The organism is Corynebacterium sp. c24Ua_83 (assembly GCF_039907245.1).
Lineage (GTDB): Bacteria > Actinomycetota > Actinomycetes > Mycobacteriales > Mycobacteriaceae > Corynebacterium.
The window spans coordinates 75,417-96,931 of record NZ_JASBOI010000006.1 but is presented as its reverse complement, the minus strand read 5'-3'; the positions used below and the strand labels follow the sequence as shown (position 1 = coordinate 96,931).

At 59.5% G+C, this 21,515-nt stretch carries 20 protein-coding genes; 10 read left to right on the top strand and 10 right to left on the bottom strand.

Translation table 11 applies throughout. The features are described from left to right. Window positions 1–177 precede the first annotated feature (177 nt). Complete coding sequence (locus QKE30_RS06210; protein ID WP_347934350.1) at window positions 178–843, top strand: cell surface protein; 666 nt, start codon at window positions 178–180, stop codon at window positions 841–843. 188 nt (window positions 844–1,031) lie between these two features. Here the strand turns inward: QKE30_RS06210 and QKE30_RS06205 are convergent, their stop codons facing one another. From QKE30_RS06205 to dnaA, 6 genes are all read right to left on the bottom strand, one after another. Further along, window positions 1,032–2,033, bottom strand: coding sequence for an alpha/beta fold hydrolase (locus QKE30_RS06205; RefSeq protein WP_239200934.1), 1,002 nt, complete (start codon window positions 2,031–2,033; stop codon window positions 1,032–1,034). 9 nt (window positions 2,034–2,042) lie between these two features. Continuing rightward, entirely contained in the window at window positions 2,043–4,067 is a 2,025-nt protein-coding gene (gyrB, locus tag QKE30_RS06200) for a DNA topoisomerase (ATP-hydrolyzing) subunit B (protein ID WP_239200927.1), read from the bottom strand. 110 nt (window positions 4,068–4,177) lie between these two features. Beyond that, window positions 4,178–4,705 carry a DciA family protein gene (locus QKE30_RS06195; RefSeq protein WP_239200925.1) on the bottom strand — a complete coding sequence of 176 codons (528 nt, stop codon included), beginning with the start codon at window positions 4,703–4,705 and terminating at the stop codon, window positions 4,178–4,180. Then, complete coding sequence (gene recF / locus QKE30_RS06190; protein ID WP_239200917.1) at window positions 4,695–6,044, bottom strand: DNA replication/repair protein RecF; 1,350 nt, start codon at window positions 6,042–6,044, stop codon at window positions 4,695–4,697. The genes QKE30_RS06195 and recF overlap by 11 nt, the downstream gene beginning before the upstream one ends. 46 nt (window positions 6,045–6,090) lie before the next feature. After that, window positions 6,091–7,275 (bottom strand): DNA polymerase III subunit beta, encoded by a 1,185-nt coding sequence (gene dnaN / locus QKE30_RS06185; RefSeq protein WP_034985185.1) that lies wholly within the window; start codon window positions 7,273–7,275, stop codon window positions 6,091–6,093. Between the two features lie 607 nt (window positions 7,276–7,882). Then, entirely contained in the window at window positions 7,883–9,634 is a 1,752-nt protein-coding gene (dnaA, locus tag QKE30_RS06180) for a chromosomal replication initiator protein DnaA (protein ID WP_239200915.1), read from the bottom strand. Window positions 9,635–10,340: 706 nt separating this feature from the next. Between dnaA and rpmH the strand changes: the two genes are divergently transcribed. The 9 genes from rpmH (at window position 10,341) to QKE30_RS06135 (ending at window position 17,830) form a co-directional block, all read left to right on the top strand. Then, on the top strand, window positions 10,341–10,484 hold the full coding sequence (gene rpmH / locus QKE30_RS06175) for a 50S ribosomal protein L34 (RefSeq protein ID WP_005292556.1): 144 nt from the start codon (window positions 10,341–10,343) through the stop codon (window positions 10,482–10,484). A gap of 84 nt (window positions 10,485–10,568) precedes the next feature. Then, on the top strand, window positions 10,569–10,970 hold the full coding sequence (rnpA, locus tag QKE30_RS06170; RefSeq protein ID WP_239200913.1) for a ribonuclease P protein component: 402 nt from the start codon (window positions 10,569–10,571) through the stop codon (window positions 10,968–10,970). Window positions 10,971–11,106: 136 nt separating this feature from the next. After that, the gene (yidD, locus tag QKE30_RS06165; RefSeq protein ID WP_080722668.1) at window positions 11,107–11,349 is read left to right on the top strand and encodes a membrane protein insertion efficiency factor YidD; all 243 of its coding nucleotides are present in this window, start codon (window positions 11,107–11,109) and stop codon (window positions 11,347–11,349) included. 87 nt (window positions 11,350–11,436) lie between these two features. After that, window positions 11,437–12,411: a membrane protein insertase YidC gene (gene yidC / locus QKE30_RS06160; protein WP_347934349.1), complete on the top strand. Its 975-nt coding sequence runs from the start codon at window positions 11,437–11,439 to the stop codon at window positions 12,409–12,411. 232 nt (window positions 12,412–12,643) lie between these two features. Continuing rightward, window positions 12,644–13,312, top strand: coding sequence for a 16S rRNA (guanine(527)-N(7))-methyltransferase RsmG (gene rsmG, locus QKE30_RS06155; RefSeq protein WP_239200907.1), 669 nt, complete (start codon window positions 12,644–12,646; stop codon window positions 13,310–13,312). Window positions 13,313–13,409: 97 nt separating this feature from the next. Then, the gene (locus tag QKE30_RS06150; protein ID WP_239200906.1) at window positions 13,410–14,348 is read left to right on the top strand and encodes a ParA family protein; all 939 of its coding nucleotides are present in this window, start codon (window positions 13,410–13,412) and stop codon (window positions 14,346–14,348) included. Between the two features lie 260 nt (window positions 14,349–14,608). Then, on the top strand, window positions 14,609–15,886 hold the full coding sequence (locus QKE30_RS06145; protein ID WP_239201008.1) for a ParB/RepB/Spo0J family partition protein: 1,278 nt from the start codon (window positions 14,609–14,611) through the stop codon (window positions 15,884–15,886). A 142-nt stretch (window positions 15,887–16,028) separates the two neighbouring features. Continuing rightward, window positions 16,029–16,610: a nitroreductase family protein gene (locus QKE30_RS06140; protein WP_239200905.1), complete on the top strand. Its 582-nt coding sequence runs from the start codon at window positions 16,029–16,031 to the stop codon at window positions 16,608–16,610. 203 nt (window positions 16,611–16,813) lie between these two features. Then, window positions 16,814–17,830, top strand: coding sequence for a hypothetical protein (locus QKE30_RS06135; protein WP_239200903.1), 1,017 nt, complete (start codon window positions 16,814–16,816; stop codon window positions 17,828–17,830). Here QKE30_RS06135 and QKE30_RS06130 read toward each other — a convergent pair. The 4 genes from QKE30_RS06130 to QKE30_RS06115 form a co-directional block, all read right to left on the bottom strand. Further along, on the bottom strand, window positions 17,804–18,991 hold the full coding sequence (locus tag QKE30_RS06130; protein WP_035003397.1) for an N-acetylmuramoyl-L-alanine amidase: 1,188 nt from the start codon (window positions 18,989–18,991) through the stop codon (window positions 17,804–17,806). The two genes, QKE30_RS06135 and QKE30_RS06130, sit on opposite strands and share 27 nt — an antisense overlap. Before the next feature lie 175 nt (window positions 18,992–19,166). Next, window positions 19,167–19,490, bottom strand: a complete 324-nt coding sequence (gene trxA / locus QKE30_RS06125) for a thioredoxin (protein WP_035003263.1) — start codon at window positions 19,488–19,490, stop codon at window positions 19,167–19,169. Window positions 19,491–19,668: 178 nt separating this feature from the next. Continuing rightward, on the bottom strand, window positions 19,669–20,700 hold the full coding sequence (trxB, locus tag QKE30_RS06120) for a thioredoxin-disulfide reductase (protein WP_297666396.1): 1,032 nt from the start codon (window positions 20,698–20,700) through the stop codon (window positions 19,669–19,671). Window positions 20,701–20,738: 38 nt separating this feature from the next. Further along, window positions 20,739–21,356: a sigma-70 family RNA polymerase sigma factor gene (locus tag QKE30_RS06115; RefSeq protein WP_239200901.1), complete on the bottom strand. Its 618-nt coding sequence runs from the start codon at window positions 21,354–21,356 to the stop codon at window positions 20,739–20,741. Window positions 21,357–21,515 lie beyond the last annotated feature (159 nt).

The window sequence follows — 21,515 nt, the reverse complement described above, 5'->3', positions numbered from 1 at the left end:
ATGTGCAATCTCGCGCTGATCAGTCAGTTTAGAAAGAATTCCTCGGAAATGCGCCTGGGAAGGAGTTTTTGTAATTTCTAGCGCTGACGAACCCGAGGCCAGGAGCTACCTTAAAAATGTCCGACGTTTCACCCAAAAGCTAAACTGTTTGGCTTTTCACAAAAACAGGAGAAAGACATGAAGCTGTCCAAGAAGATCACCGCTACCGCCGCTGCTACCATTCTGGCGTCCGCATCCCTGCTGACCCCGGTTGCTAACGCTCAGGAAAAGGGGGGCTCCCCAGCTCAGGAGGCTCCGGTCGAGGGAGACAACTGCGCTTGCGAAAAGCAGCCAGGTGAAAGCGAAAAGCAGCCAGGCGAGGGCGAAAAGCAGCCAGGTGAAAGCGAGGGCGAGCCGACCGGCTCCTCCAACATGAGCAAGGAAGACAAGATCGCTGCTGGCATCGGTGGCACCATCGTTGGCCTGGGAGTTCTGGGTGCAATCCTGGGCAACGCCGGCGACAAGGGCGAGGAAGCTCCGGCAGAGGACGAGGCTGAGGCACCGAAGGATGGCGAGAAGGAAGAGGCTCCGGCTGAGGGCGAGGGTAAGCCTGAGGCCCCGGCTGCCGACGGAGAGGCTCCGGCTAAGGAGGACATCGAGGCTCCGGCAGCTGAGGCACCGGCCGAGGGCGAGGCTGAGGCACCGGTCGCAGAGGCTCCGGCTGCAGACGCTGAGGCACCGGCAGAGCGCAACGTTCAGCTGGCTAACACCGGCGTTAAGCCGGAGATCTCCATCCTGGCTGGTCTGGCTCTGATCTCCATGGTCGCTGGCGCTTGGATGATGTTCGCTCGCCGCCAGGCATAACTCACGCTCCCATAGCGTAATCACGGAAAGGCGGACCACGCCTTCCGTTTAACCCACTAACCCGCGGCTCCTTCTCACTTTGGAAGGTCCGCGGGTTTCTTCATGCATTCCCACGCGCCAGGCTCTGAGCACGCTCCAGACTCTCTCAGAGCCGCCTATGAGCGCGGGGCCGAGCGCCGAGAGCGCCGCTAGTCGGCCATCTCCCGCCAGAACTCCTCCAACCGATCGGACACCAGCTCCGGCTCCCGCGCCCAACGGTTGTGCCCCAGCTGCGAATCGAGCTCCTCTACCTGCACCACGTCGGCGGGCAACTCCGACCCCAGGTTCTCCGCGGAAGCGATCGGGCAGTCCTCGTCGTTCGCGCAGCGCGTCAGCAGCACCGGGGTGCGCACTGACTTCTTCGCCTCTTCGTAGTCCATGTCCTGGTCCGCCAGCTTGTGCAGGCGGTTTGTTTGCCCATAACGGAACCACTCACGCAGCTGCGTACCCGATTGGCGCCCATAACCCGCCAGATCCAGCACGCCCGCGGGCTGGTAACCAAACAGCAGGATATTCAGCATGATCTGGTAGGTACCAAAGCGCAGGCGCGTACGCTGCTTACCCTCAAACCCTTTGTAATACGGGGTGCCGGAACCCACGCCCATCATCCCGTGAATGCCCAGCTCTTCAGCCTCGGGTCGCGCAAGGAAGAGCGCACCGATCTGTCCGCCCATCGAGTGGCAAAGCATTAACGTGGGGTGATCTTTATTGACGCCCAGCGCCTCCTTCGCAGCCCGGATCGTTCGCGGATAATCCTCAGAGGCCAGGTGGTGGTAGCCCCACTGGTGCTTCCGCGTGGCTACAGCCGTGGAACTACCTTGACCACGCAGCTCGCCGGTAACTACTGGGTATCCGCGGTCGGCCAGCTCCCAGGCGATTGGGTCGTAGTAGCGGGCGCCCATTCCGAAGCCCGGCCAGACCACGATCAGGGGGCGCGCACGATCCCATGCGGCATCCGCTGGGCTGTTTGCTGGGTTCGCGGTACTGCCGGAGACGGTGGCGTCAATACCTTCCTCCCCCACCTTCGCCGTGCCGGGCAGGAACAGGCGAACCTGCGACGTGGTGCCATCGGCCATCTCAACCGGCAGCAGGGTCGGCTCCCGGCGTGGCTGCGTACGAGTGGTTTTCGCTTGGTGTTTCGAATCGCTCACAACACTCGATTAAACATCAAGGAAGCGCACGTCGCGCGCGTTTTTGGTAATGAAGCTGCGGCGGGCCACAACGTCATCGCCCATCAGCACACTGAAGATCTCGTCGGCGGCCGCAGCATCCTCCAGGTCCACGCGACGCAGGGTGCGCACCGTCGGGTCCATGGTGGTTTCCCACAGCTCCTTGGCGTTCATCTCACCCAGACCCTTGTAGCGCTGGATGCCGTCGTCCTTGTTGATCTTCCGGCCCTGCGCCAGGCCCTCCTCGAGCTGCTCGTCACGCTCGCGGTCGCTGAAGGCAAAGCCCGGCTCGCCCTTGGCCCACTTCAGCTTGTACAGCGGCGGCTGGGCGAGGTACACGTAGCCCTCCTCCACCAGCGGACGCATGAACCGGAACAGCAGAGTAAGCAGCAGCGTGGCGATGTGCTGGCCATCCACATCGGCGTCGGCCATCAGCACGATCTTGTGGTAACGCAGCTTCTTGATGTCGAACTCGTCGTGGATTCCGGTGCCCAGGGCTGTGATGATGGCCTGAACCTCGTTGTTCTTCAGCACCTTATCCATGCGTGCCTTCTCCACGTTCAGGATCTTGCCGCGCAGCGGCAGGATGGCCTGGTACATGGAATCGCGGCCGGACTTCGCGGAACCACCTGCGGAATCGCCCTCCACGATGTACAGCTCGCTGAGCTTCGGATCGCGGGAACGGCAATCGGCCAGCTTGCCCGGCAGGCCGCCGATGTCGGAGGCGGACTTGCGGCGCACCATGTCGCGGGCCTTGCGGGCTGCGTCGCGGGCGTGGGCGGAAGCCACTGCCTTGTCCACGATGGCCTTCGCCTCCGCCGGGTTGGCATCCAACCAATCCGCGAGGTGCTCGTTCACGGCCCTTTGCACGAAGCCCTTGATCTCGGTGTTGCCGAGCTTTGTCTTCGTCTGGCCCTCGAACTGCGGGTCGCCTACGCGCACGGAGATAACTGCCGCGAGGCCTTCGCGCACATCGTCACCGCTGAGCTTTGGATCCTTGGCCTTCACCAGTTTGTGCTCGCGGGCGTAGCGGTTCATCAGGGAGGTCAGCGCCGCGCGGAAGCCTTCCTCGTGCGTACCGCCCTCGAAGGTGTTAATGGTGTTGGCGAAGGTGTGAACGGACTGGCTAAAGCCGCTATTCCACTGCAATGCGACCTCTACCTCGTGGTCCTCCTCAGCTACGTCGAAGGAGACGATGGTCGGGTGGATCGCGGTGCGCTTGCGGTTGATGTAGGCAACGTAGTCCTTTAGGCCCTCCGGGTAGTGGAAGACGCGAGTGCGCGGGCCCTTCTTCTTTTCTGCCTCGGCAGCCTTTTCCTCGGCGGACTTCGGCGCCGCCGCATCCTCGGCTGCGCTCTCCAGCTCTTCGTCGTCCTCGAGGTTCTCGCGCTCGTCGACGAGCTTGATGGTTAGCCCCTTGTTCAGGAAGGCCATCTCCTGCAGGCGCTTCGCCACAGTATCGAAGTTGAACTCGACGGTCTCGAAGATCTCCGGGTCCGGCCAGAAGCGCTGCTTCGTTCCGCTACCGCGGGCCTTCTTCACCTGCTGCAGCTCCTCGGGCACAGCCTGGTTGAAGTTTTGACGCCACAGGTACCCATCGCGCTTAATCTCAGTCTCCATGCGGGTAGACAGGGCGTTGACCACAGAGATACCCACACCGTGCAGACCACCGGATACGGCATAGGAGTCCGAGTCGAACTTGCCGCCCGCGTGCAGCTGCGTCATAACAACCTGCACGGTCGGCGGGCCGGTCGGGTGATCCTCCACCGGGATACCACGGCCATCGTCGATGACCTCCACGCCACCGTCGGCCAGCAGCGTTACGCTGACCTCCTTGGCATAACCCGCCATGGCCTCGTCAACCGAGTTGTCCACAACTTCCCACACCAGGTGGTGCAGGCCGCGCTCGCCGGTGGAACCGATGTACATACCGGGGCGCTTGCGAACGGCCTCCAGGCCCTCGAGGATCGTAATTGAACTCGCGCCGTAGTCGCTCTGCTTCTGTGGTTCAGCCACGGTGGGTCAAACTCCTTTTCTCGCGCGTAAATAACCACCCCATTCTAGCGCGTCGCGAGCCTAAAGGTGCCATTGGACAGGCCGTTTGAGCTATTTGAGCTGTGTTTAGATCATCCGAAGTCGTCTCGCGGCCCGCGCCCTTGCACGCGCAGCTTGCCGTATTTCGGCCGGCGGATGTTGGGTCCCTCGATCCGTAGCTGCGCCACCACGTCCTCGCCCGCACGCTTGGCGATGGCCTGCAGGATCACGGTCTGCATGTAGCGCAGCTGAGTGGTCCACGGAGTGGAATCGCATTCGATCACCAGGATCTGCGTCTCCTCCTCATAGCGCACCGGCCGAGTGTGTTCGGCGATCTTGTCGCCCACCAGCTCCGGCCAGGCGTTCATGATCCGCGCAACGCTCACCCGCTGCTGCCAGCCCTGCCGCTTGATCTCGCGCCCAATGAGCGCACCGAAACGCTTCGGCTCCCGGTAACTGCGGTCCAGCCGCCCATCCATGCGGGTTTTGTACCTGGTCGCCTTGCGGTACGTTGCCTTCTTGTTCTTTTTTGGTGACGCCACCAGCGGCAACTCGGCCTGCGGGGAACCACCGGCCTTCTTCATGGCAGCGAGGGCTTGGGCTACTGGGTCAGTCGCCATCGGTCTCGCCATCCTTCACACTGCGTTCCGCCGCGCTTACTGCAGAACTTGCTGCTGCATCTTCCCGGGCACTCGTTGGAGCACCCGCTGGAGTATCAGCCAGGGCGTCAGCCGCGGGAGTCTTGAGTTCATCAATAGTGTAGATCTTCGCCACATCCCGCAGGGCTTCTGGAATGTCCTCATCCACCGCAGCGGTGATGAGAACCTGCTCGGCGCTGGAGATGAGGTCAACGAGGTGGTGGCGTCGAGAAGAATCGAGCTCCGCGAAAACATCGTCGAGAATCACGACGGGCTCGACCCCGTCCCCGCGCTGCATAAAAAACTCAGCGAGCCGCAGCGAGAGGGCAAAAGACCAGGATTCACCGTGCGAGGCGTAACCCTTGGCTGGCTGGTGGCCGAGGATCAAGTTCACGTCGTCGCGGTGGGGGCCAAGCAGTGTGGTGCCACGCTCGACCTCTTGGGGTCGCTTGGTGGCGAAGGCCTGCAGCAGCGTGGCTTCGGCGATCTCCGGGCTCAGCAGTGCCGTGGGCTGGTTCGGCTCGCTCACGCCCAGGCGAATGCCCAGTTCAGCGAGCTCCGCATCGATGGTGGACGTGTAAGACATGTGTGCGGGGCGCGATTGTGGAGCCAGTGATTGGTAAGTCTGCTGCAGGTGCGGGGCGAGGTCGTGGACGATCTGCACCCGCGCCGACATGATCTGCCCACCCAGCGCGGCCAACTGGCTATCCCACACGTCAAGAGTTGCCAGGGCGGATTCCGCATCGGCCTTGATGTCCTCCGAGAGGTTGTGGCTGGCCCCCTTCGGGGCGCCAACGACAAGCCGCAGGGCGAAGGCCGACTGCCGTAGCAGCGCGTTCCGCTGACGAAGGGCCTTGTCGTAGTCCGCCTTCACGGCAGCTAGGCGCGGGTATCTGGAGATCATGATTGTGTCTAGAAAATGACGCCGCTGCTCGGGCTCACCGCGGATCAGCGCCAGATCCTCCGGAGAAAACAGCGTGGTTCGCACAACCCCCAGCAGATCCCGCTGGGAATTCATGGCAGCGCGGTTAATGTGCGCGCGATTCGAGCCGCGGGCGCGGATGGCCAGGTGAGCGGTGAGCTCGCGGCCGTTATTCACGGCGGTGGCGGAGATGTTGGTGATGTCTTCCCCACGCCGCACCAGGGCGGCGTCGGTGTTGACGCGGTGCGAGCTTAGGTGGGCCAGGTAACCGAGTGCCTCGACGATGTTGGTTTTCCCGTGGCCATTAGGGCCGGAAAAGATCGTGATGCCAGGGCTGAGCTGCAGGTCGAGTTCCTCCCACGACCTGTAATTACTCAGACGAAGATTGGAGACGTACACGGTTAGCTAGAGATCAACCTAGAAATCAAACTTGGCCTAACCCGGTTTAGCCCGGCAGGCGTACTGGCATCAGCAGGTAAGTGAAGTCCGTTTCCGGGGTTGCGAAGTTGCCCTCTGCATCGGCCTCGGGCAGTTCGCCCGGATCCGGCAGCAGGATCGCGGGGCGGGAGGCCATGGTGAAGCCGAACACCACGCGCGGGGTGTGGATGGCCGCCAGGCCTTCCTTCAGGTAGCTGGGGTTAAACGCGATGACCAGCGGCTCGCCGGCGAAAGCGCAGTCCAGGGTTTCCGTAGCGGAACCGACATCGCTGCCACCTGCGGAAAGGGTGACGGTGTTGTCCTTGAAGTCCATCCGGATCTGGGAGTTTCGCTCGGCGACGATGGAGACGCGCTTGATGGCCTCCTGCAGCGGGGCGATCTCCACACTTGCGAGTGCAGTGTGCGTCTTCGGCAGCAGCGGGCGGAACTTCGGGAACTCCGCGTCGAGCAGGCGCGTGGTGGTGTGCCGCGATTCGGTGGAAATACCCAGCAGGCCATCGGCGCCGATGTCTTCGCCACTACCCACTGCGATCTCGATGGGGTCGGTGTTGTTCGGATCCATGGAGCGCGCGGTATCCGCCAGGGTGCGGGCCGGGATCAGCAGCTTCGCCTGCGCGTCGGCCTGCGCCGGGTTCCACTGGAAGCTGCGGACGGCCAGGCGGAAGCGGTCGGTGGCGACCATAATGACATTCTCGCCGTCGATTTCCACGTGCACGCCGGTGAGCATCGGCAGGGTGTCGTCGCGGCCGGCCGCCACAGCGACCTGCGAGATAGATTCCGCAAAGAGGTTCGGATCGATAGTGCCGGTAACCTCGGGCAGCTCCGGCAGAACCGGGTAATCCTCGATGGTCATTGCGGGCAGTTCGAACTTGGACTTGCCAGTCTTGAGAGTCACGGTAGTGCCGTCGAACTCGATGTTGATCGGCTTGTTTGGCAGAGAGCCGACAATGTCGGAGGCCAGCTTGCCTGCTACGAGAATCTTGCCGGGCTCGTTGACCTCGGCATTGATGCGCACGCGAGTGGAGACCTCGCGGTCGAATCCGGAAAGTTCCAACCCTTCGTCGTCGGCGACAATCATCACGCCGCGCAGGATGGGCTGGGTCGGCTTGCTAGGCAGGGAGCGGGCTACCCAACCGAGTGCGGATGCGAAGTCATCCTTGGGAACAATGAAACTCACTGTTTGGCTATCCATGCTCAATCTAACTTCCGTGCTCTCGTCGCTCTCGTGGTTTTCGAGGTTCTCGGGGTCTAGCGGGCCTCGAGGTTCGTCTGATCAAGATTAACCCACAAGCTCTATTTCTGTTTATTCTCTTTAATTTAGAGAGATAGCAGTAGTAGTAGGTGTTGTGGATCCTGTGCACAAACCCTAATCGATGCATGTCGCACCGCGAGTTCAGGTGTTGATGATCCGGTGGACAAGCTGTGAATAACAGATCTCGACTGTGGATAACTTCGCCGGGTCGCGAGTTGTACACATCTTCTCCACTGCTGTTTACCCAGTTTAGGCGTAGTTTTCCCCAGGGGGCGGGGCGCTGTTTTGTGACGCAGCTAACTTTTCATCCTCTGCGGCGCACCCGGAGCCTGCCGAAACCGCTACCCCTTGAATTACAAGTTTGAAATTACATCTGTGGAAAACCCTGTGGAATTGTGGATAACTCAGTTGAATCCTGATCTAGTAAAGGTCAGAGCCTCGTGAGTTATCCCCAGGCTCGCTGTGGATAACTCGGCGAATCTGGGGAAAACTGTGGGAAACTAGCGCCCTGCACTGCCGTCGGGGGTGGTGCTACCGGGTGACGAAGCTAATCCCGGGCATGGGACTTGATCTTTTGTGTTAGTTCCTGCACCTGATCGAAGACCTTCTTGTCCTCCGACAGGGATTCCCGCACGCGCCGCTCCGCGTACATCACCGTGGTGTGGTCGCGGCCGCCGAATGCGCTTCCCAGCTTCGGCAGGGATAGATCCGTCAGCTCGCGGCACAGATACATGGCGATCTGCCGGGCCTGCACAAACTTCTTGGCCCTACCCTTCCCCACTAGCTCGTCCGTGGTCAGGTTGAAGTAGTTCGCCACCACTTCGATGACGTGCTGCGGCACGATTTCCACGTCCTGATCCGCTGGCGAAATGTCGCGAAGCGCAATCTCGGCCGTCTCCACCGTCAAAGGTTCGTGGCTCAGCGCGCAGTAGGCCGTCACGCGGATCAATGCACCGTCGAGCTCGCGGATGGACTTTTCGTAGCGGCTGGCGATCAGCACCTTCACGTCCTCCGGCAACTGCACATTGTCGGATTCCGCCTTCTTCGTCAGAATCGCAATGCGCGTCTCCAGATCCGGAGTCTGCACATCCGTAATCAGGCCGCCCTCGAAGCGCGTGCGCAGGCGATCCTCCAGGGTGGTCAGCTGCCGGGGAGGCCGGTCGGAGCTCAGGACGATCTGCTTATTCGCCTGGTGCAGGGCGTTGAACGTGTGGAAGAATTCCTCCTGCGTGGACTCTTTGTTCTGCAGGAACTGAATATCGTCCACGATCAGCATGTCGAGGTTGCGGTAACGCCGTTTGAAGGATTCGCGGGTGTCGTTGGCGATCGAGTTGATGAAGTCGTTCGTCAGCTCTTCCGAACTCACATACTTCACCCGCATATTCGGCTGCAGTTCTTTGGCGTAATGGCCAATGGCGTGCAGCAGGTGCGTCTTGCCTAGGCCCGATTCGCCCCAAATGAACAGGGGGTTATAGGCCTTGGCCGGTGCCTCGGCCACGGCTCGACAGGCCGCGGCTGCGAAGTTGTTGGAGGAACCCACCACGAAGTTTTCGAACGTGTAGTTCTTATTCAGCAGCGATTCGCCGTCGAGCCCATCGTTGAAGCTCGAGGACGGTTGCGGCGAAGGGGTGTGGGGCGATGTGTGCCGCGGGGCCGGACGGTGCGCGGTCTCCTTGTTCGTCCAGCGCGTGGGCGTCGGAGACGGGTTCGGGTCGATACGGTTCTCCGACGCTGCGTATTGCCCTGCGAGTTCGTCGGCGTCATGCTCCCGACGCCGCGCCGCTTCCTCAGCAGTTTCGGCCGCACCGCTATCCCCAGCCTGCGCTGCGCCGTCCCTCTGCTCGGCCTTGTTGACCAGCTCCTCTACCTGCGACATCGAAAGTTCGTCTGCGGTTGCCACCGACCCTTTTTGTGACGCCCCTTCGTGGGTATCGCCGGCAGCATCAGCATCGGTGTGACTGTCGTTGGCTGCCTCGGCGCGATCCTCGGTTTCCCCGTTAGTGCTGGTGACGGCGAGGCTAACGGAGAGATCCAGCCGTGTCTTGAGGACGTGCTTGATGGGATCTATCAGGTCTTTCTCGATGGACTCCTTGGTCCATTTGTTCGGGGTTTCCAGCACCACAATGCGCCCCATAAGCCCCACCGGCCTGACCTTGCGCAGCAGGGAGCGCTGCTTGGGGGAGATGGCCGGCAGGTCCGGATCGGGATTAGCCGACGAGCTATCGGCAAGCCAATCGTGCATGATGGCATCCCACATGTCTGGGAAGTGTTCCTCGATGGAGAAGTTCGAGTGGCTCATGGGGCTCCAGGGTTGGTCGGGGGTGGCCGAAAGGTTAACGGGGGTTAAACCACGGGTAGTCTAGCGGGCCGCGCTGTTTGGCAGTTGTTCACGGCCCAGTGCACAGTACGAAACGCCGATTGTCCTGCGTTTCCACACAGTTATACACACCTGTGGATAACTTCTTTTCACATGTTATCCCCAAGGTACAGCGCTCTTGTGGATAACTCTAATTAAAGTACGAAAATGCTTGTGACCTGCATGTATAAGGTGTAAAGTAAAGGTTTAATGTTTGGGGGTGGAGGAGTTTTCCACAAGCCCAATCGATATTTGACGAAGTCCGTTTCCACCCTTACGGGTTTTTGTTCACACCCAGACTTCGACGGCAAAAATGGATGATTGCGGTGCAGTTTTATGCCCATTGAGGTGGCACTTCTCGCTCCAGTTGCCGTAGTGGCCCTCTAAAATTTGGATAACTTCCGTCACAGCACGTATCCTTGACTCGTCTATGGCAACCCACGTACGACAGCAGGTCACCACGCTGTCTATCGGGTGCCTCCGGTACCGGCTCTTAGGTCCTCCGGGACTTTGCCGGTGCAATTGTCCACTTAAATTTGTGGGCGCGCCGCTGGCTTAAGCGTTGATCCCAGCCCATGTAGGGGCTGGGTGTCTGTTGTGGCTGCACGTGGCTCGTCCGCTGCTAGCGAAAGTTAAGGAGTGAAGTACCGTGGCCAAGGGCAAGCGTACTTTCCAGCCCAACAACCGTCGTCGTGCACGTGTGCACGGTTTCCGTACCCGCATGCGTACCCGCGCCGGCCGTGCCATCGTTTCCGCACGCCGCAACAAGGGCCGCAAGTCCCTGACCGCCTAAATTAGGTACAGACGTTCGCTCCACCCCAATACTCTTGGGGTGGATTGTCGTAGGGGCGTCAATAAACAAGAAAGAGCCACCACAGTGCTAGCTTCCCAGCACCGGCTTCGGTCGACTGCCTTGTTTGGGCAGACGATACGGAAGGGTCGGAAGAAGGGCAGCCGCACTGTGGTGGTTCACGTTTTGGCGGGTGGCGGCGGAGCCGAAGAGCTCCCACTGCCGTTGCAGGAGGGGGCGACTGCTGGGCCGCGTATGGGGCTCGTGGTTTCTAAGGCGGTCGGCAACGCTGTGACCAGGCACAATACCTCGCGGAAGCTCCGTCATGCCTTCCGTGCCGTGTTGGACGAAGGGCTGCAGGAAGGCAGCCTGGAGTTCCCCGCCGGCACCACGGTAGTGATCCGCGCGTTGCCTAAGAGCGCCACTGCGAACTTTGAGGAGTTGGTCGGCGATGTGCGCAGCTGCATCCGGCGAGCCCTCGCCCACTAGTGGCCACTCTCGCACTAGCGAGCCCTCGCCCAATGGTGATGCGATTACCACTAGTGATGGTCGTAATGGTGGTAAGGGTCATGGTGACCGAGATGGCCATGATGGCCGTAGTGGCCGGCCGGGTGTCGGCGCCCGAATGGCTCGCCGATTGATCCTTGGTTACCAAAGTTATGTGTCACCCCTTAAAATGGGGCCAACATGCCGTTTTGATCCTACGTGCAGCAACTACGCCTTAACCGCTATAGGCCGCCATGGCCTGATTAAGGGGTCGCTTCTCGCGTTGGGTCGTTTGGCCCGCTGTGGGCCTTGGCATCCGGGAGGTTGGGATCCTGTCCCGCCTCGTCGTCCCCTGTGCTCGTGGGGCGGGCGGCGCCGCTAGCTGTGTTCCTTTGTCGGACGCCAACTATCGGCGGCGCCGACCCTACGGGCCTTAATAGATCAATTTCAGGAGAAACCTCGAGTCGCCATGGATTTTGTTTATTATCCAGTGTCCGGCGTTTTGTGGTTCTGGCATAAGCTGTTCAGCTACGTCCTGAGCCCAGATTCGGGCATCACTTGGGCGCTGGCAATCATGTTCCTCGTGTTCACCATTCGTATCCTCTTGGTGAAGCCGATGGCTAATCAGCTGCGTTCCAGCCGCAAGATGCAAGAAATGCAGCCAAAGATGCAGGAGCTGCAGCGCAAGTACAGGAACGATCGCCAGACCCTGGCGATTGAGATGCGCAAACTGCAGAAGGAAATGGGCGTAAACCCGTTGGCTTCCTGCCTGCCGATGCTTGTGCAGATGCCGATCTTCCTTGGCCTGTTCCACGTGCTTCGTTCCTTCAACCGCACGGGCACCGGTGTGGGTCAGCTGGGAATGACGGTTGAGGAGACTCGTAATACGCCGAACTACTTCTTCGGTGTGGACGAGGTTCAGTCCTTCCTGGACGCTCGTATCTTCGGTACTCCCCTGTCCGGTTTTATCTCCATGGACCCGGCCAACTACCGCGCGTTCTCCGCGGATGGTCACGTGGATTTCACCCGAACCAACATCATCCTGGTCGTTGTCCCGCTGATGTTGCTGGCTTCCGTGCTGATGCACTTCTCGGCTCGCATGTCTATGGATCGCGCTGCTAAGCGCCGTGCGGAGAACCCGATTAAGGCGAATGACCCTAAGGCCATGCAGTCTCAGATGCAGATGGACATGATGCAAAAGCTCATGCTGTGGGTCATGCCGGTTCTGTACCTGATGGGTGGCTTCGCTTGGCAGGTTGGTCTTGCCCTGTACATGGCTACCAACATGACGTGGTCTTACCTGCAGCAGTACTTCCTCTACAAGAAGATGGATGCTGAGGAAGAGGCGGAGAAGGAAGCCATCGCTGCCTCTAAGCGCACCTCTGCTCCGAAGGTCGGCGCCCGCCCGGATAACCCCAAGAAGAAGGGTAAGAAGCGGAAGTAGGCCTTAACCGCGTTGAACCGTCACCGCCATGGTGGCGGTTTTTTGTTTGCCCATTATTTTCTGCAGGAGCCGTTCGCGGCTTGGAGACTCGGGTGCTGCTTTGAGGTCAACGGACTATAGAATGGGCGGAGTAATAGAAGCCGAATGTTTCACGTGAAACATCGTGTGGAACAACCCGGATTGTTTCACGTGAAACATTGCCCCTACCTCCCACCGTTGAAGGAGTGTCTAGATGGCAAATCGAGACGACGTGAACATTCAAAGCCCGGAACTAGGTGAACCTCCAGCGGCCGCGCAGGAGGTTTTCGGCGATCGTCTTCCCCTTGCCCGGGAGTATGCGGAGTTCTTGGCAACAGCCGGCATTGAAAGAGGACTGTTAGGCCCACGCGAGGTTCCGCGTATCTGGGAGCGGCACGTACTTAACTCCGCTGTCCTTGGGGAAGTAATTGATGAGGGATGCCGTGTTGTCGATATTGGCTCTGGTGCGGGTCTACCAGGTATCCCGTTGGCCATCGCGCGTCCGGATCTGAAGGTTCAGCTCCTGGAGCCACTGCTACGACGCTATAACTTCCTGTTCGAGATCAATGACGGACTCGATCTGGGATGCGAGGTCGTCCGCGGTCGTGCCGAAGAGGCAGATGTAGTTAAGGCCTTGGGCGGTGCAGACGTTGCTACCTCCCGAGCTGTGGCACCGCTCGGTAAACTTACCCGTTGGTCGCTGCCTCTGGTGCGCGTTGGTGGAGCGATGAAGGCCCTTAAGGGTGGTTCGGTCGCAGAAGAACTCGAGCGAGATGCCAAAGAGATTGGTAAGGCCGGTGGCGGAGATGGAACCATCCAGCTAGTAGGCGAGTCTAAGGTGGCGGAACCTACACACGTGATTACTATTCCGCGCATCAAGTAGGGCTCTCATTGTGGCCTCTCTGAGGCTGATCTATCCTTTACATACACCTCGATGTTTCACGTGAAGCATCATCTTTCGACTTCAGGATTGGACATAGATGTCGACCTTCGACATGGATGAAACACCCATCGGGCGAGCTGCCCAACAGGCTGCGCGCTTGAAGAACCCGAATCGGAACAAACTTCCGAGGCCGGAGAAGTGCAGGAAGATCACCATTGCCAACCAAAAGGGTGGCGTGGGCAAGACGACCTCTACTGTTAACCTGGCGTGGTCCCTCTCCCTTTTGGGCATGAAGGTTCTCGTTATCGACCTGGATCCTCAAGGCAACGCATCGACTGCACTTGATGCGGTGCATCATGTCGGTACGCCTTCGTCTTATGAGGTACTGCTGAATGAGATGTCCGTCGATGAAGTGATGCAGGGCAACGACGAGAACAAGAATATCTTCTGCGTCCCAGCCACCATCGATCTGGCCGGAGCCGAAATTAATCTTGTTAGCGAAGTTCGTCGTGAGTATCGACTTTCCTCCGCGCTCAGCGACGAGTGGATCGAAGAACACGGTTTCGATTATGTGTTTATTGACTGCCCCCCTTCCCTCGGGCTCCTCACGATCAACGCAATGACTGCCGTGGATGAAGTACTGATCCCAATTCAGTGCGAGTACTACGCCCTGGAAGGCGTAAGCCAGTTGATCGATAACATCGCAATGATTCGCGAGAACCTGAACCCGAACCTGCACATTTCGGGCGTACTTTTAACGATGTATGATGGTCGCACACGGCTTTCACAGAACGTCAGTGACGATGTTCGAACTCACTTCGGATCCGTGGTTCTGGATAACCATATTCCGCGTAATGTGAAGGTATCCGAGGCTCCGAGTTACAACATGACCGTGCTGCAGTACGACGGCGGCGCCCCTGGTGCGCTTGCCTATTATGACGCAGCGAAGGAATTCGCTCAGCGCGGCGATTACCTTCCGACGACGGAAACCGCGCCTATTGGAATTGCCCCAGAACTTCATGATCAGGGTGATTAATAGTGGGGAAAAGTAATAAAAAGGATTCTAAACTGTCGAGAAAGGATTCTAAATCTGCCGAGAATAGCGTTCCGAAGGATTCGCGTAAAGTTTCAGGGCCTCACGATGTGGCCAATTCACCTCAGAGTCAGGAGAGTCCGTTGCCGAAGAAGACGCCGGCGGGCGCGAAGATGCCCGAAAATGCTGGTAGAAGCTTAGCGTCGGAAGCTGGGCGAGCTCTGGGTGCAACCAAGTCCAGTGGTGGCTCTCGAAAGCCGCAGATGCCCTCTCCTAACGCTGTAGGCAATGCTCGACGGGGCGGACTCGGTCGAGGTCTTGCATCGCTCATCCCGACCGGACCTGCTCGCCCCTCTCTTGGGGATGGTGCAGCCGACATTGTATTGGGCAGCGGGAAGAGTATCGGTAGCGGTGGAAAGAAGGCCGATGCTGGCTCACCGTCCGTTAACGACCGAAAGGGCGATCGCCCGGTAGAAGATACTGCTCAATCTCAGAAGAGTCCTGTGAACCCTCAAGCGGATCAAGGTGACTCTGACAAGCCGAGCTTTGATCGACCTGATGAGATCCGAGGGGGTACCCCAGGTATGGGCGCGAAACGTCACAGTGACGCTTCGCGTTCGGTAGCCCGAAAGGCTACCGGTACGGAACGCGACGCCATCGAGAGCCGTCCCGCGACTCCGAGCGACGTGGATGTTTCACGTGAAACATCGCAAGACGATTTCGGGGCGACCTACCAAGAACTCCCCCTCGATGCCATTCGTACAAATGCAAAGCAGCCGCGCGAGGTATTCGACGAGGAGGCCCTTCAAGAGCTCGTCCACTCCATCAAGGAGTTCGGGCTTATGCAGCCGATCGTCGTACGCAGAGCCCCAGACGAGGATTCCACGTATGAGCTCATTATGGGTGAGCGACGCCTTCGCGCAGCCAAACGAGCGGGTTTCGAAGTAATTCCCGCCATCGTCCGCGAGACCGCAGACGACGAGATGCTGCGCGACGCGCTGCTGGAGAACATTCACCGCGTCCAGTTGAATCCACTGGAAGAAGCCGCGGCGTATCAGCAGCTTATGGAGGAGTTCGGCGTAACCCAGGAACAGTTGGCTAAGAAGATCGGTCGATCTCGTCCTCTGATCACTAACATGATCCGCCTTCTCCAGTTGCCTGTATCCGTGCAGCGGCGAGTCGGCGCCGGAGTCCTTAGTGCAGGTCACGCTCGCGCTCTCCTGGGCTTAAAGAACGGCACTGAGGAACAGGAGAAGCTTGCTACCCGTGTTGTAAGCGAGGGATTGAGCGTGCGCGCCACGGAGGAAGCGGTGACCCTCCTGAACCGAGGCGATAAGGCAGCTAGTGGCACAAAGGTTGCTGGACGCAGCCTCCAACAATTGCCCGAAGATGTCTCCAACTGGGTGGATAATGCCTCCGATGCATTGGAGACCAAGGTCAGTGTCCAAATGGGGAAGAAAAAGGGCAAGATTGTTGTTGAATTTGGAGGCCCTGAGGACTTCGACAGAATCATTGAGCTGTTGAAGTTTAAGAAGCACTAGATCGCTTAGCTCAACCCAGACAAAGCCAACCGGCATGTAGCCAACCCAGACTAAGCGAACTACCGCAGGGCTAACCCAGACAAACTGGATGACCGCATAGCCAACCAGCGCAAGTTAACCTTAAGAAGAGGAACAAATTTCTATGTCTTTGACCGTGACCGAAGCCATTTCTTCTCGTCGAGCAACGCGCCAGTACACCGACCAGGCGATTCCTACGGAAGTTTTGGATCGCGTAGTTGTGAATGCTCTTGAAGCCCCTAGCGCGTTCAACGCGCAGATGCGTGACCTAGTAGTTGTCCAGGATCAGGCCGTAAAGCAGGCGATTTTCGACGCCTCGGGGCAACAGCAGTTCCTGCATGCTCCGGTCGTGTTTGTTGTGGTCGGCCGCTCCGAGGTGGTGCCTGACGACGCTGAAGAGGTTCTGGGAGCAGAGCTTACGGAGAAGGTCCGTGGCTTCAATGGCTCTGCGTCCCCGGAGAAACTGCGCGAAATTGGTATCAGGGATGCCATGCTCGTTGCTGGATTCTTGCTTCTTGCAGCCCAGGAACAGGGACTGGCCACCTCCCCCACCACCGGTTGGAACGAAGAGGGCGTCAAGAAGGCAATTGGCCTCGAGGGCCGCGATGATCGTTCAATCGCACTCGTAGTGGCAGCCGGCTACCCCAATGAGGAGCCCACTCACCCGGGTCGTGCGGTGAACCGCCGAGTGGATAACCACTATTAAGCGCAGAATCCTCCACTCTGAACCCCGATGTTTCACGTGAAACATCGGGGTTTTGTGTAGCAAGAAACTAGCGATTTTGCCACGGGAACGATTGGTGCCCTATAGGATCTTCGTAGAAACCAACCGCACGCAGCCGATTGTGCATTCCAGACTCGCTACCTTCAGGGACTCTCGGATGTCTTCAATGAACAGAAAGGAGCGCTGTGGAAGTACACATTAAAGCCATCACTCCTCAGCTTTCCGAAGATCTCGAGCCCAGTGCTGCGGCATCGACATTCTGGGCGCTCCCCCCGGGCTACGAGAATCAGAATAGTTCGTCCAAAGACCCGGTATTTGATAAGCAGGTATGGCTGCAGAACGTCCTCCTGGAATGGGGAATCTGCGGATACACGGCGTTCGTAGGCACCGGAGACGCTGGTACGAGACCGGTCCCTGCTGCGACGGTATTCTTTGCCCCCGCGCGCTATATGCAGGGCATTGCGAACCTGCCAACTGCGCCAATCTCCCCTGATGCAATCCTGCTGAGCACCGTCCACGTGGCGGTTCCGTATATGGGCCTATATCTGGAGCATCAACTCATCGATACTGTGCTTACCGAGGCGCACCGGCGCGGGGTGAAGGCCGTGGAGGCTTTCGCTCGAGTCGAGGACTTTGACGAGGAACTTGCCAGGCAGCTCAGTGTGGCTTCGTGGCCGGCGGTGCAGGAAGAGCCGGAGGAGCCGAAGTGGACACCAGAGGAGCAGAAGCGCAGGTACAGTGCCCTTGAATCCCTGAATTATGTGCCTGAATCCTATCGGGGCTGGAAGACCGCCGCGGAAACCCACGGGGGCAACGCGAACATTTTGGATAGCGCCCCGATGCTCTCCGAGGACATTCTCGAGGCGGAGGGTTTCAAGGTGGTTAAACACCACCGACACTTCCCACGCTATCGCTTTGAGATCAACGGGCCCCATAGCCTCTTTGGAGACTTTGCTGAAGAGGATCACGCACAGGTCAATGGACCGGAGAAGATTTCCACGGTAATTGGTGGAAACCAGACACTAAAAGTAACTGGAACGTCTAGAACGCTCGCAACGCGCGGAAACCCTGGAACGCCCGAAGGTTCCGGAAGTTCTGGAAGTCTCGCAGCGCTTGGAAGAGGCAGAACGTCCAGCCCGATGACCAAGCTCAGTCAAGCCAGTCCGGTGCAGAATCTACTTGTTCGGAAGCTCTTCCTGTAGCAGCTCCACAAAGCTAAAGGTGCCAGTAGCGTGGACATCCTTGTCCAGCAGATATAGGCGCTTCACGGCCACAACGATGGCCTCGGCGATGGTATCGCGCATCGCAGGATCAGTGAGGATCTCAACATCCTTGGGGCTGGTCAGGTAACCGGGCACGACCTGCACCGTCGGCATGCTGGTCAGACGCAGAATGTCCCACGTCTGACCGTGGTTAAAACAGTTCTGAAGCGGAGTGCGAGCCACAATCTCGCGCTGAATAAAGCCAGAGAGCTTCTCGCCCACCATCGACGAATAGCCCGTCAGCGAGCCGAAGTAGAACGTAGCCGCGCCGTTGGCCTTCTCATTCGGATAAATATCGGCACGCAGGCTAATCATGACGTCCGCGCCGAAAGCATTCGCGATATTGGCACGATCCTGGTTAGTGGGATTAGCAGACCGGGGGCGCGAAAGGATCGTCTCCATTCCCGCTGCGATCATACGGCCTTCTACCCTGCCGGCGAGGTCCCAGAGGATCTCCTCCTCCGAAATCTGTCCGAAGGGGCCGTCAACGATGTATCCCTTGTCCGAGCCACCCAGGCCCGGGTCGATCACCACACGCTTGCCGGTCAACTGCGGTCCGGCAGAGCGAATCTGCTCCTTCTCACGGATGGACTGAGGCGAGCCACCGGTGATCCTTCGCCCCAGGTAAGATAGCGCGCGCAGAGTGTCTGGGCCGACAACCCCGTCGTTGTTCAGCCCGTAGTTCAGCTGGTAGTTCACGACGGCGGAGTGGGTACGCGGACCGAAGTGGCCATCCACACGGCTGGTGTAAAAGCCCAGGTCGTGCAGCTGAGTCTGCAGCTGCGCCACGTCGTCGCCGACGAACTGGTTGCCCTGCAGCGAGAGCACACGCGCCCCCAGGGTGTAGGAGGCCTCACGTAGCGCACGCAATGTGCCGGGAGTGATGGTGCCGTCGGCAATAATGCCACGTTGCTGCTGAAATGCTTTGAGCGCCTCCGCCAGGGCCTCGTCGAAAACTTCTTCCTCGCTGGTCCAGCGCTGCGACTTGCTGCCGGTCGTGTCGCCTTCATACCCTTCCAGCAGACCGAGGCGCGCCAAGGTGCCGCGGACCTCAGCGACGCGCGGGCTGCGGTCGCCGACCTGGAGAAGCAAACGATCCACTGGGTTCAACACTCCAATTCTTCAAACTTTCGCGGCACTAAAGCCACTGTATCCACTGTGAGACAAATCACATTTAAGATCTTTCGCCGACAGCGGCGAGTCATAGGTGCAATTCTAGGGACAAATCCGCCGATCTGCTTTACTTGCAGGTCAGGCGTGTTGTATCAGCTATTTTCTAAAGCTGCGCTTCAATCGCAGATCGCAGCGTGTCCCGATCCTGAGCGCCGGTGAATTCCGCGACCTTCTCCCCGTCCTTGAAAATCATAAGGGCGGGAATGGACATGACCTGGAACATAGCGCCCAGCATGCGCTCCTCATCGACGTTCACCTTGGCAATCTTCGCCTTGCCATCGAACTCCGCCGCCAGTTCATCGAGAATGGGCGTCATAGCTAGGCAAGGGCGGCACCATTCGGCCCAGAAGTCGACTAGAACAGGCTGGGTAGCCTCGACGACCTCGGACTTGAAGCTGGACTGGGTGACGTTCACGATATCGGACATAGTGGCGACAAACCTCCTGGTTGGGGGCGCTTTTCTTTGGGTTGGAGGTTACCCTTCAACGTGTAAATATCCTATGCCCGACCGGCCATAGTTACCTAACGGTGACCGAACGTGTCCGATCCGTTACAAGGCCGGCGCCCCGCCACAGGTCGCCGCCCCGCTATAGCCCAGTGTGCTTCTACAGGGTGGCGAGGTAAGCCTCGGCGTCCAGGGCGGCGCGGCAGCCGGAGCCGGCTGCGGTGATGGCCTGCTGGTAGTGGGAATCCACGAGGTCGCCGGCTGCGAACACGCCCGGCAGGCTAGTGCGGGTGGAGGGCTCCTCGACCTTCACGTACCCGTTCTCCTGTAGCTCCACCTGACCCTCGAAGACGGTAGTGCGTGGGTCGTGGCCGATGGCGACGAACATGGCATCCATCGCAACGTCCTTTTGCTCGCCGGTCTGGGTATCCTCCACCACCAGCGTCTCCACGGACTTGTCGCCCTTGACCTCCACGACCTTCGCGTTGGTCAGGAACTTGATCTTCGGGTTGTTGCGGGCGCGCTCCTCCATGATCTTGGAAGCGCGGAACTCGTCACGACGGTGAATGATCGTGACGTTCTCGCCGAACTTCGTCAGGAAGTCGGCCTCCTCCATGGCGGAATCGCCACCGCCCACCACGGCGATCTGCTTGTCCTTGAAGAAGAAGCCATCGCACGTCGCACAGGCGGATACGCCACGGCCCAGCATCTCCTGCTCGCCGGGAACGTGCAGGTAGCGCGGGGCGGCGCCGGTAGCCAGGATCACCGTACGGGCCTGATACTCCTCGCCATAGGCCCACACCTTCTTGATCTCGCCGGTCAGGTCGACCTTCTCCACGTCCTCCTGACGCAGGTCAGCGCCGAAACGCTCGGCCTGGGCGCGCATCTCTTCCATCAGATCCGGGCCCATGATGCCCTTCTGGAATCCGGGAAAGTTCTCCACCTCGGTGGTCTGCATCAGCAGTCCGCCGTACTCCACGCCCTCGAAAACCACCGGGTTCAGCTCGGCGCGTGCCGCGTATACAGCAGCGGTGTAACCCGCCGGGCCGGAACCGATGATGATGACGTCGTGAACCTTGCCTGCCTCCGCGTTCGCAGCGCCGTCTGCACTGGACGCGCTGGCGTTATCCGCGTCCGCGGCCTTCGAATCATTGCTGAGAATACCGCTGGCCTGCAGGAATGGCTGGTTCATATCTATCCTTTGAGGTCGAAGATGTTGTTCACCCCAGTCTAACCGGCTACGGCCATTCCGTATTCCCCTGCCCCGCCGAGGTGCTCGTACATCATCCGCTTTGCTCGGTTCTTCCGCGATTTCACGGTGCCCACGGGAATCCCCAGTTGCTCCGCGGTTGTGGCCTCGCTCAGCCCCCGAATTTCCGTCAGCACCATCACGTCTCGCATCTCGGGCGAGAGTTGCCGCAGGCTGCGGTGCACATCCAGCCGGGCGACGGTCGCCTCCTCTCTCATCCCCCGCGCGGGCAGCGTCCGCGTGCGCTCGTTGAAATCCTCGCGCCCCGGCTGTGCTTCGCGGCTGTAGCGCTGCATGTATGACAGCGCCGCGTTGCGCATAATGGTCGCCATCCAGGTGCTCACGCTGGCGGAGCGCTCCCCGTTGAAGCGCGCGGCGAAGCGATGCACGCGCAACAGTCCTTCCTGGTAAACGTCCATCTGGTGAGCCTCGGGCACGTTGACTCGCCGCACCGCCCACCACAGCGTGCGCTGGTGGCGGTCGATCAGCTCGCGGAACGCGCCGGGTTGCCCCTCGTTGTGGCCGCGCAGCAGCTCGTGGTCGGTTTGTTGCGCTGGCCGTGTGTTGCTCTTTGTTCTTTGTGACGCCCCCAGCATCATCTTCCCCCTAGTGTGTCTTCGGGAGCCGTGCCGCCCCCGTGCCCAACACTTTATTCTTCGGCGGGCAGGTTGTGGGTTCGAAGTCCTCGGCCTGTGGATAACTGGGAACGGCGCCTGCCTCATTGTGAACTTCACAGTTGAGGCAGGCGCCGTGATGCG

Coding starts and splice junctions, on each gene's coding strand:
- QKE30_RS06115 (WP_239200901.1), bottom strand. CDS start 21,356: ATGATGCTGGGGGCGTCACAAAGAACAAAGAGCAACACACGGCCAGCG.
- dnaA (WP_239200915.1), bottom strand. CDS start 9,634: ATGAGCCACTCGAACTTCTCCATCGAGGAACACTTCCCAGACATGTGG.
- QKE30_RS06140 (WP_239200905.1), top strand. CDS start 16,029: ATGTCTTTGACCGTGACCGAAGCCATTTCTTCTCGTCGAGCAACGCGC.
- trxA (WP_035003263.1), bottom strand. CDS start 19,490: ATGTCCGATATCGTGAACGTCACCCAGTCCAGCTTCAAGTCCGAGGTC.
- trxB (WP_297666396.1), bottom strand. CDS start 20,700: ATGAACCAGCCATTCCTGCAGGCCAGCGGTATTCTCAGCAATGATTCG.
- yidD (WP_080722668.1), top strand. CDS start 11,107: ATGGCTCGCCGATTGATCCTTGGTTACCAAAGTTATGTGTCACCCCTT.
- QKE30_RS06210 (WP_347934350.1), top strand. CDS start 178: ATGAAGCTGTCCAAGAAGATCACCGCTACCGCCGCTGCTACCATTCTG.
- yidC (WP_347934349.1), top strand. CDS start 11,437: ATGGATTTTGTTTATTATCCAGTGTCCGGCGTTTTGTGGTTCTGGCAT.
- QKE30_RS06145 (WP_239201008.1), top strand. CDS start 14,609: ATGCCCTCTCCTAACGCTGTAGGCAATGCTCGACGGGGCGGACTCGGT.
- dnaN (WP_034985185.1), bottom strand. CDS start 7,275: ATGGATAGCCAAACAGTGAGTTTCATTGTTCCCAAGGATGACTTCGCA.
- rsmG (WP_239200907.1), top strand. CDS start 12,644: ATGGCAAATCGAGACGACGTGAACATTCAAAGCCCGGAACTAGGTGAA.
- QKE30_RS06150 (WP_239200906.1), top strand. CDS start 13,410: ATGTCGACCTTCGACATGGATGAAACACCCATCGGGCGAGCTGCCCAA.
- QKE30_RS06195 (WP_239200925.1), bottom strand. CDS start 4,705: ATGGCGACTGACCCAGTAGCCCAAGCCCTCGCTGCCATGAAGAAGGCC.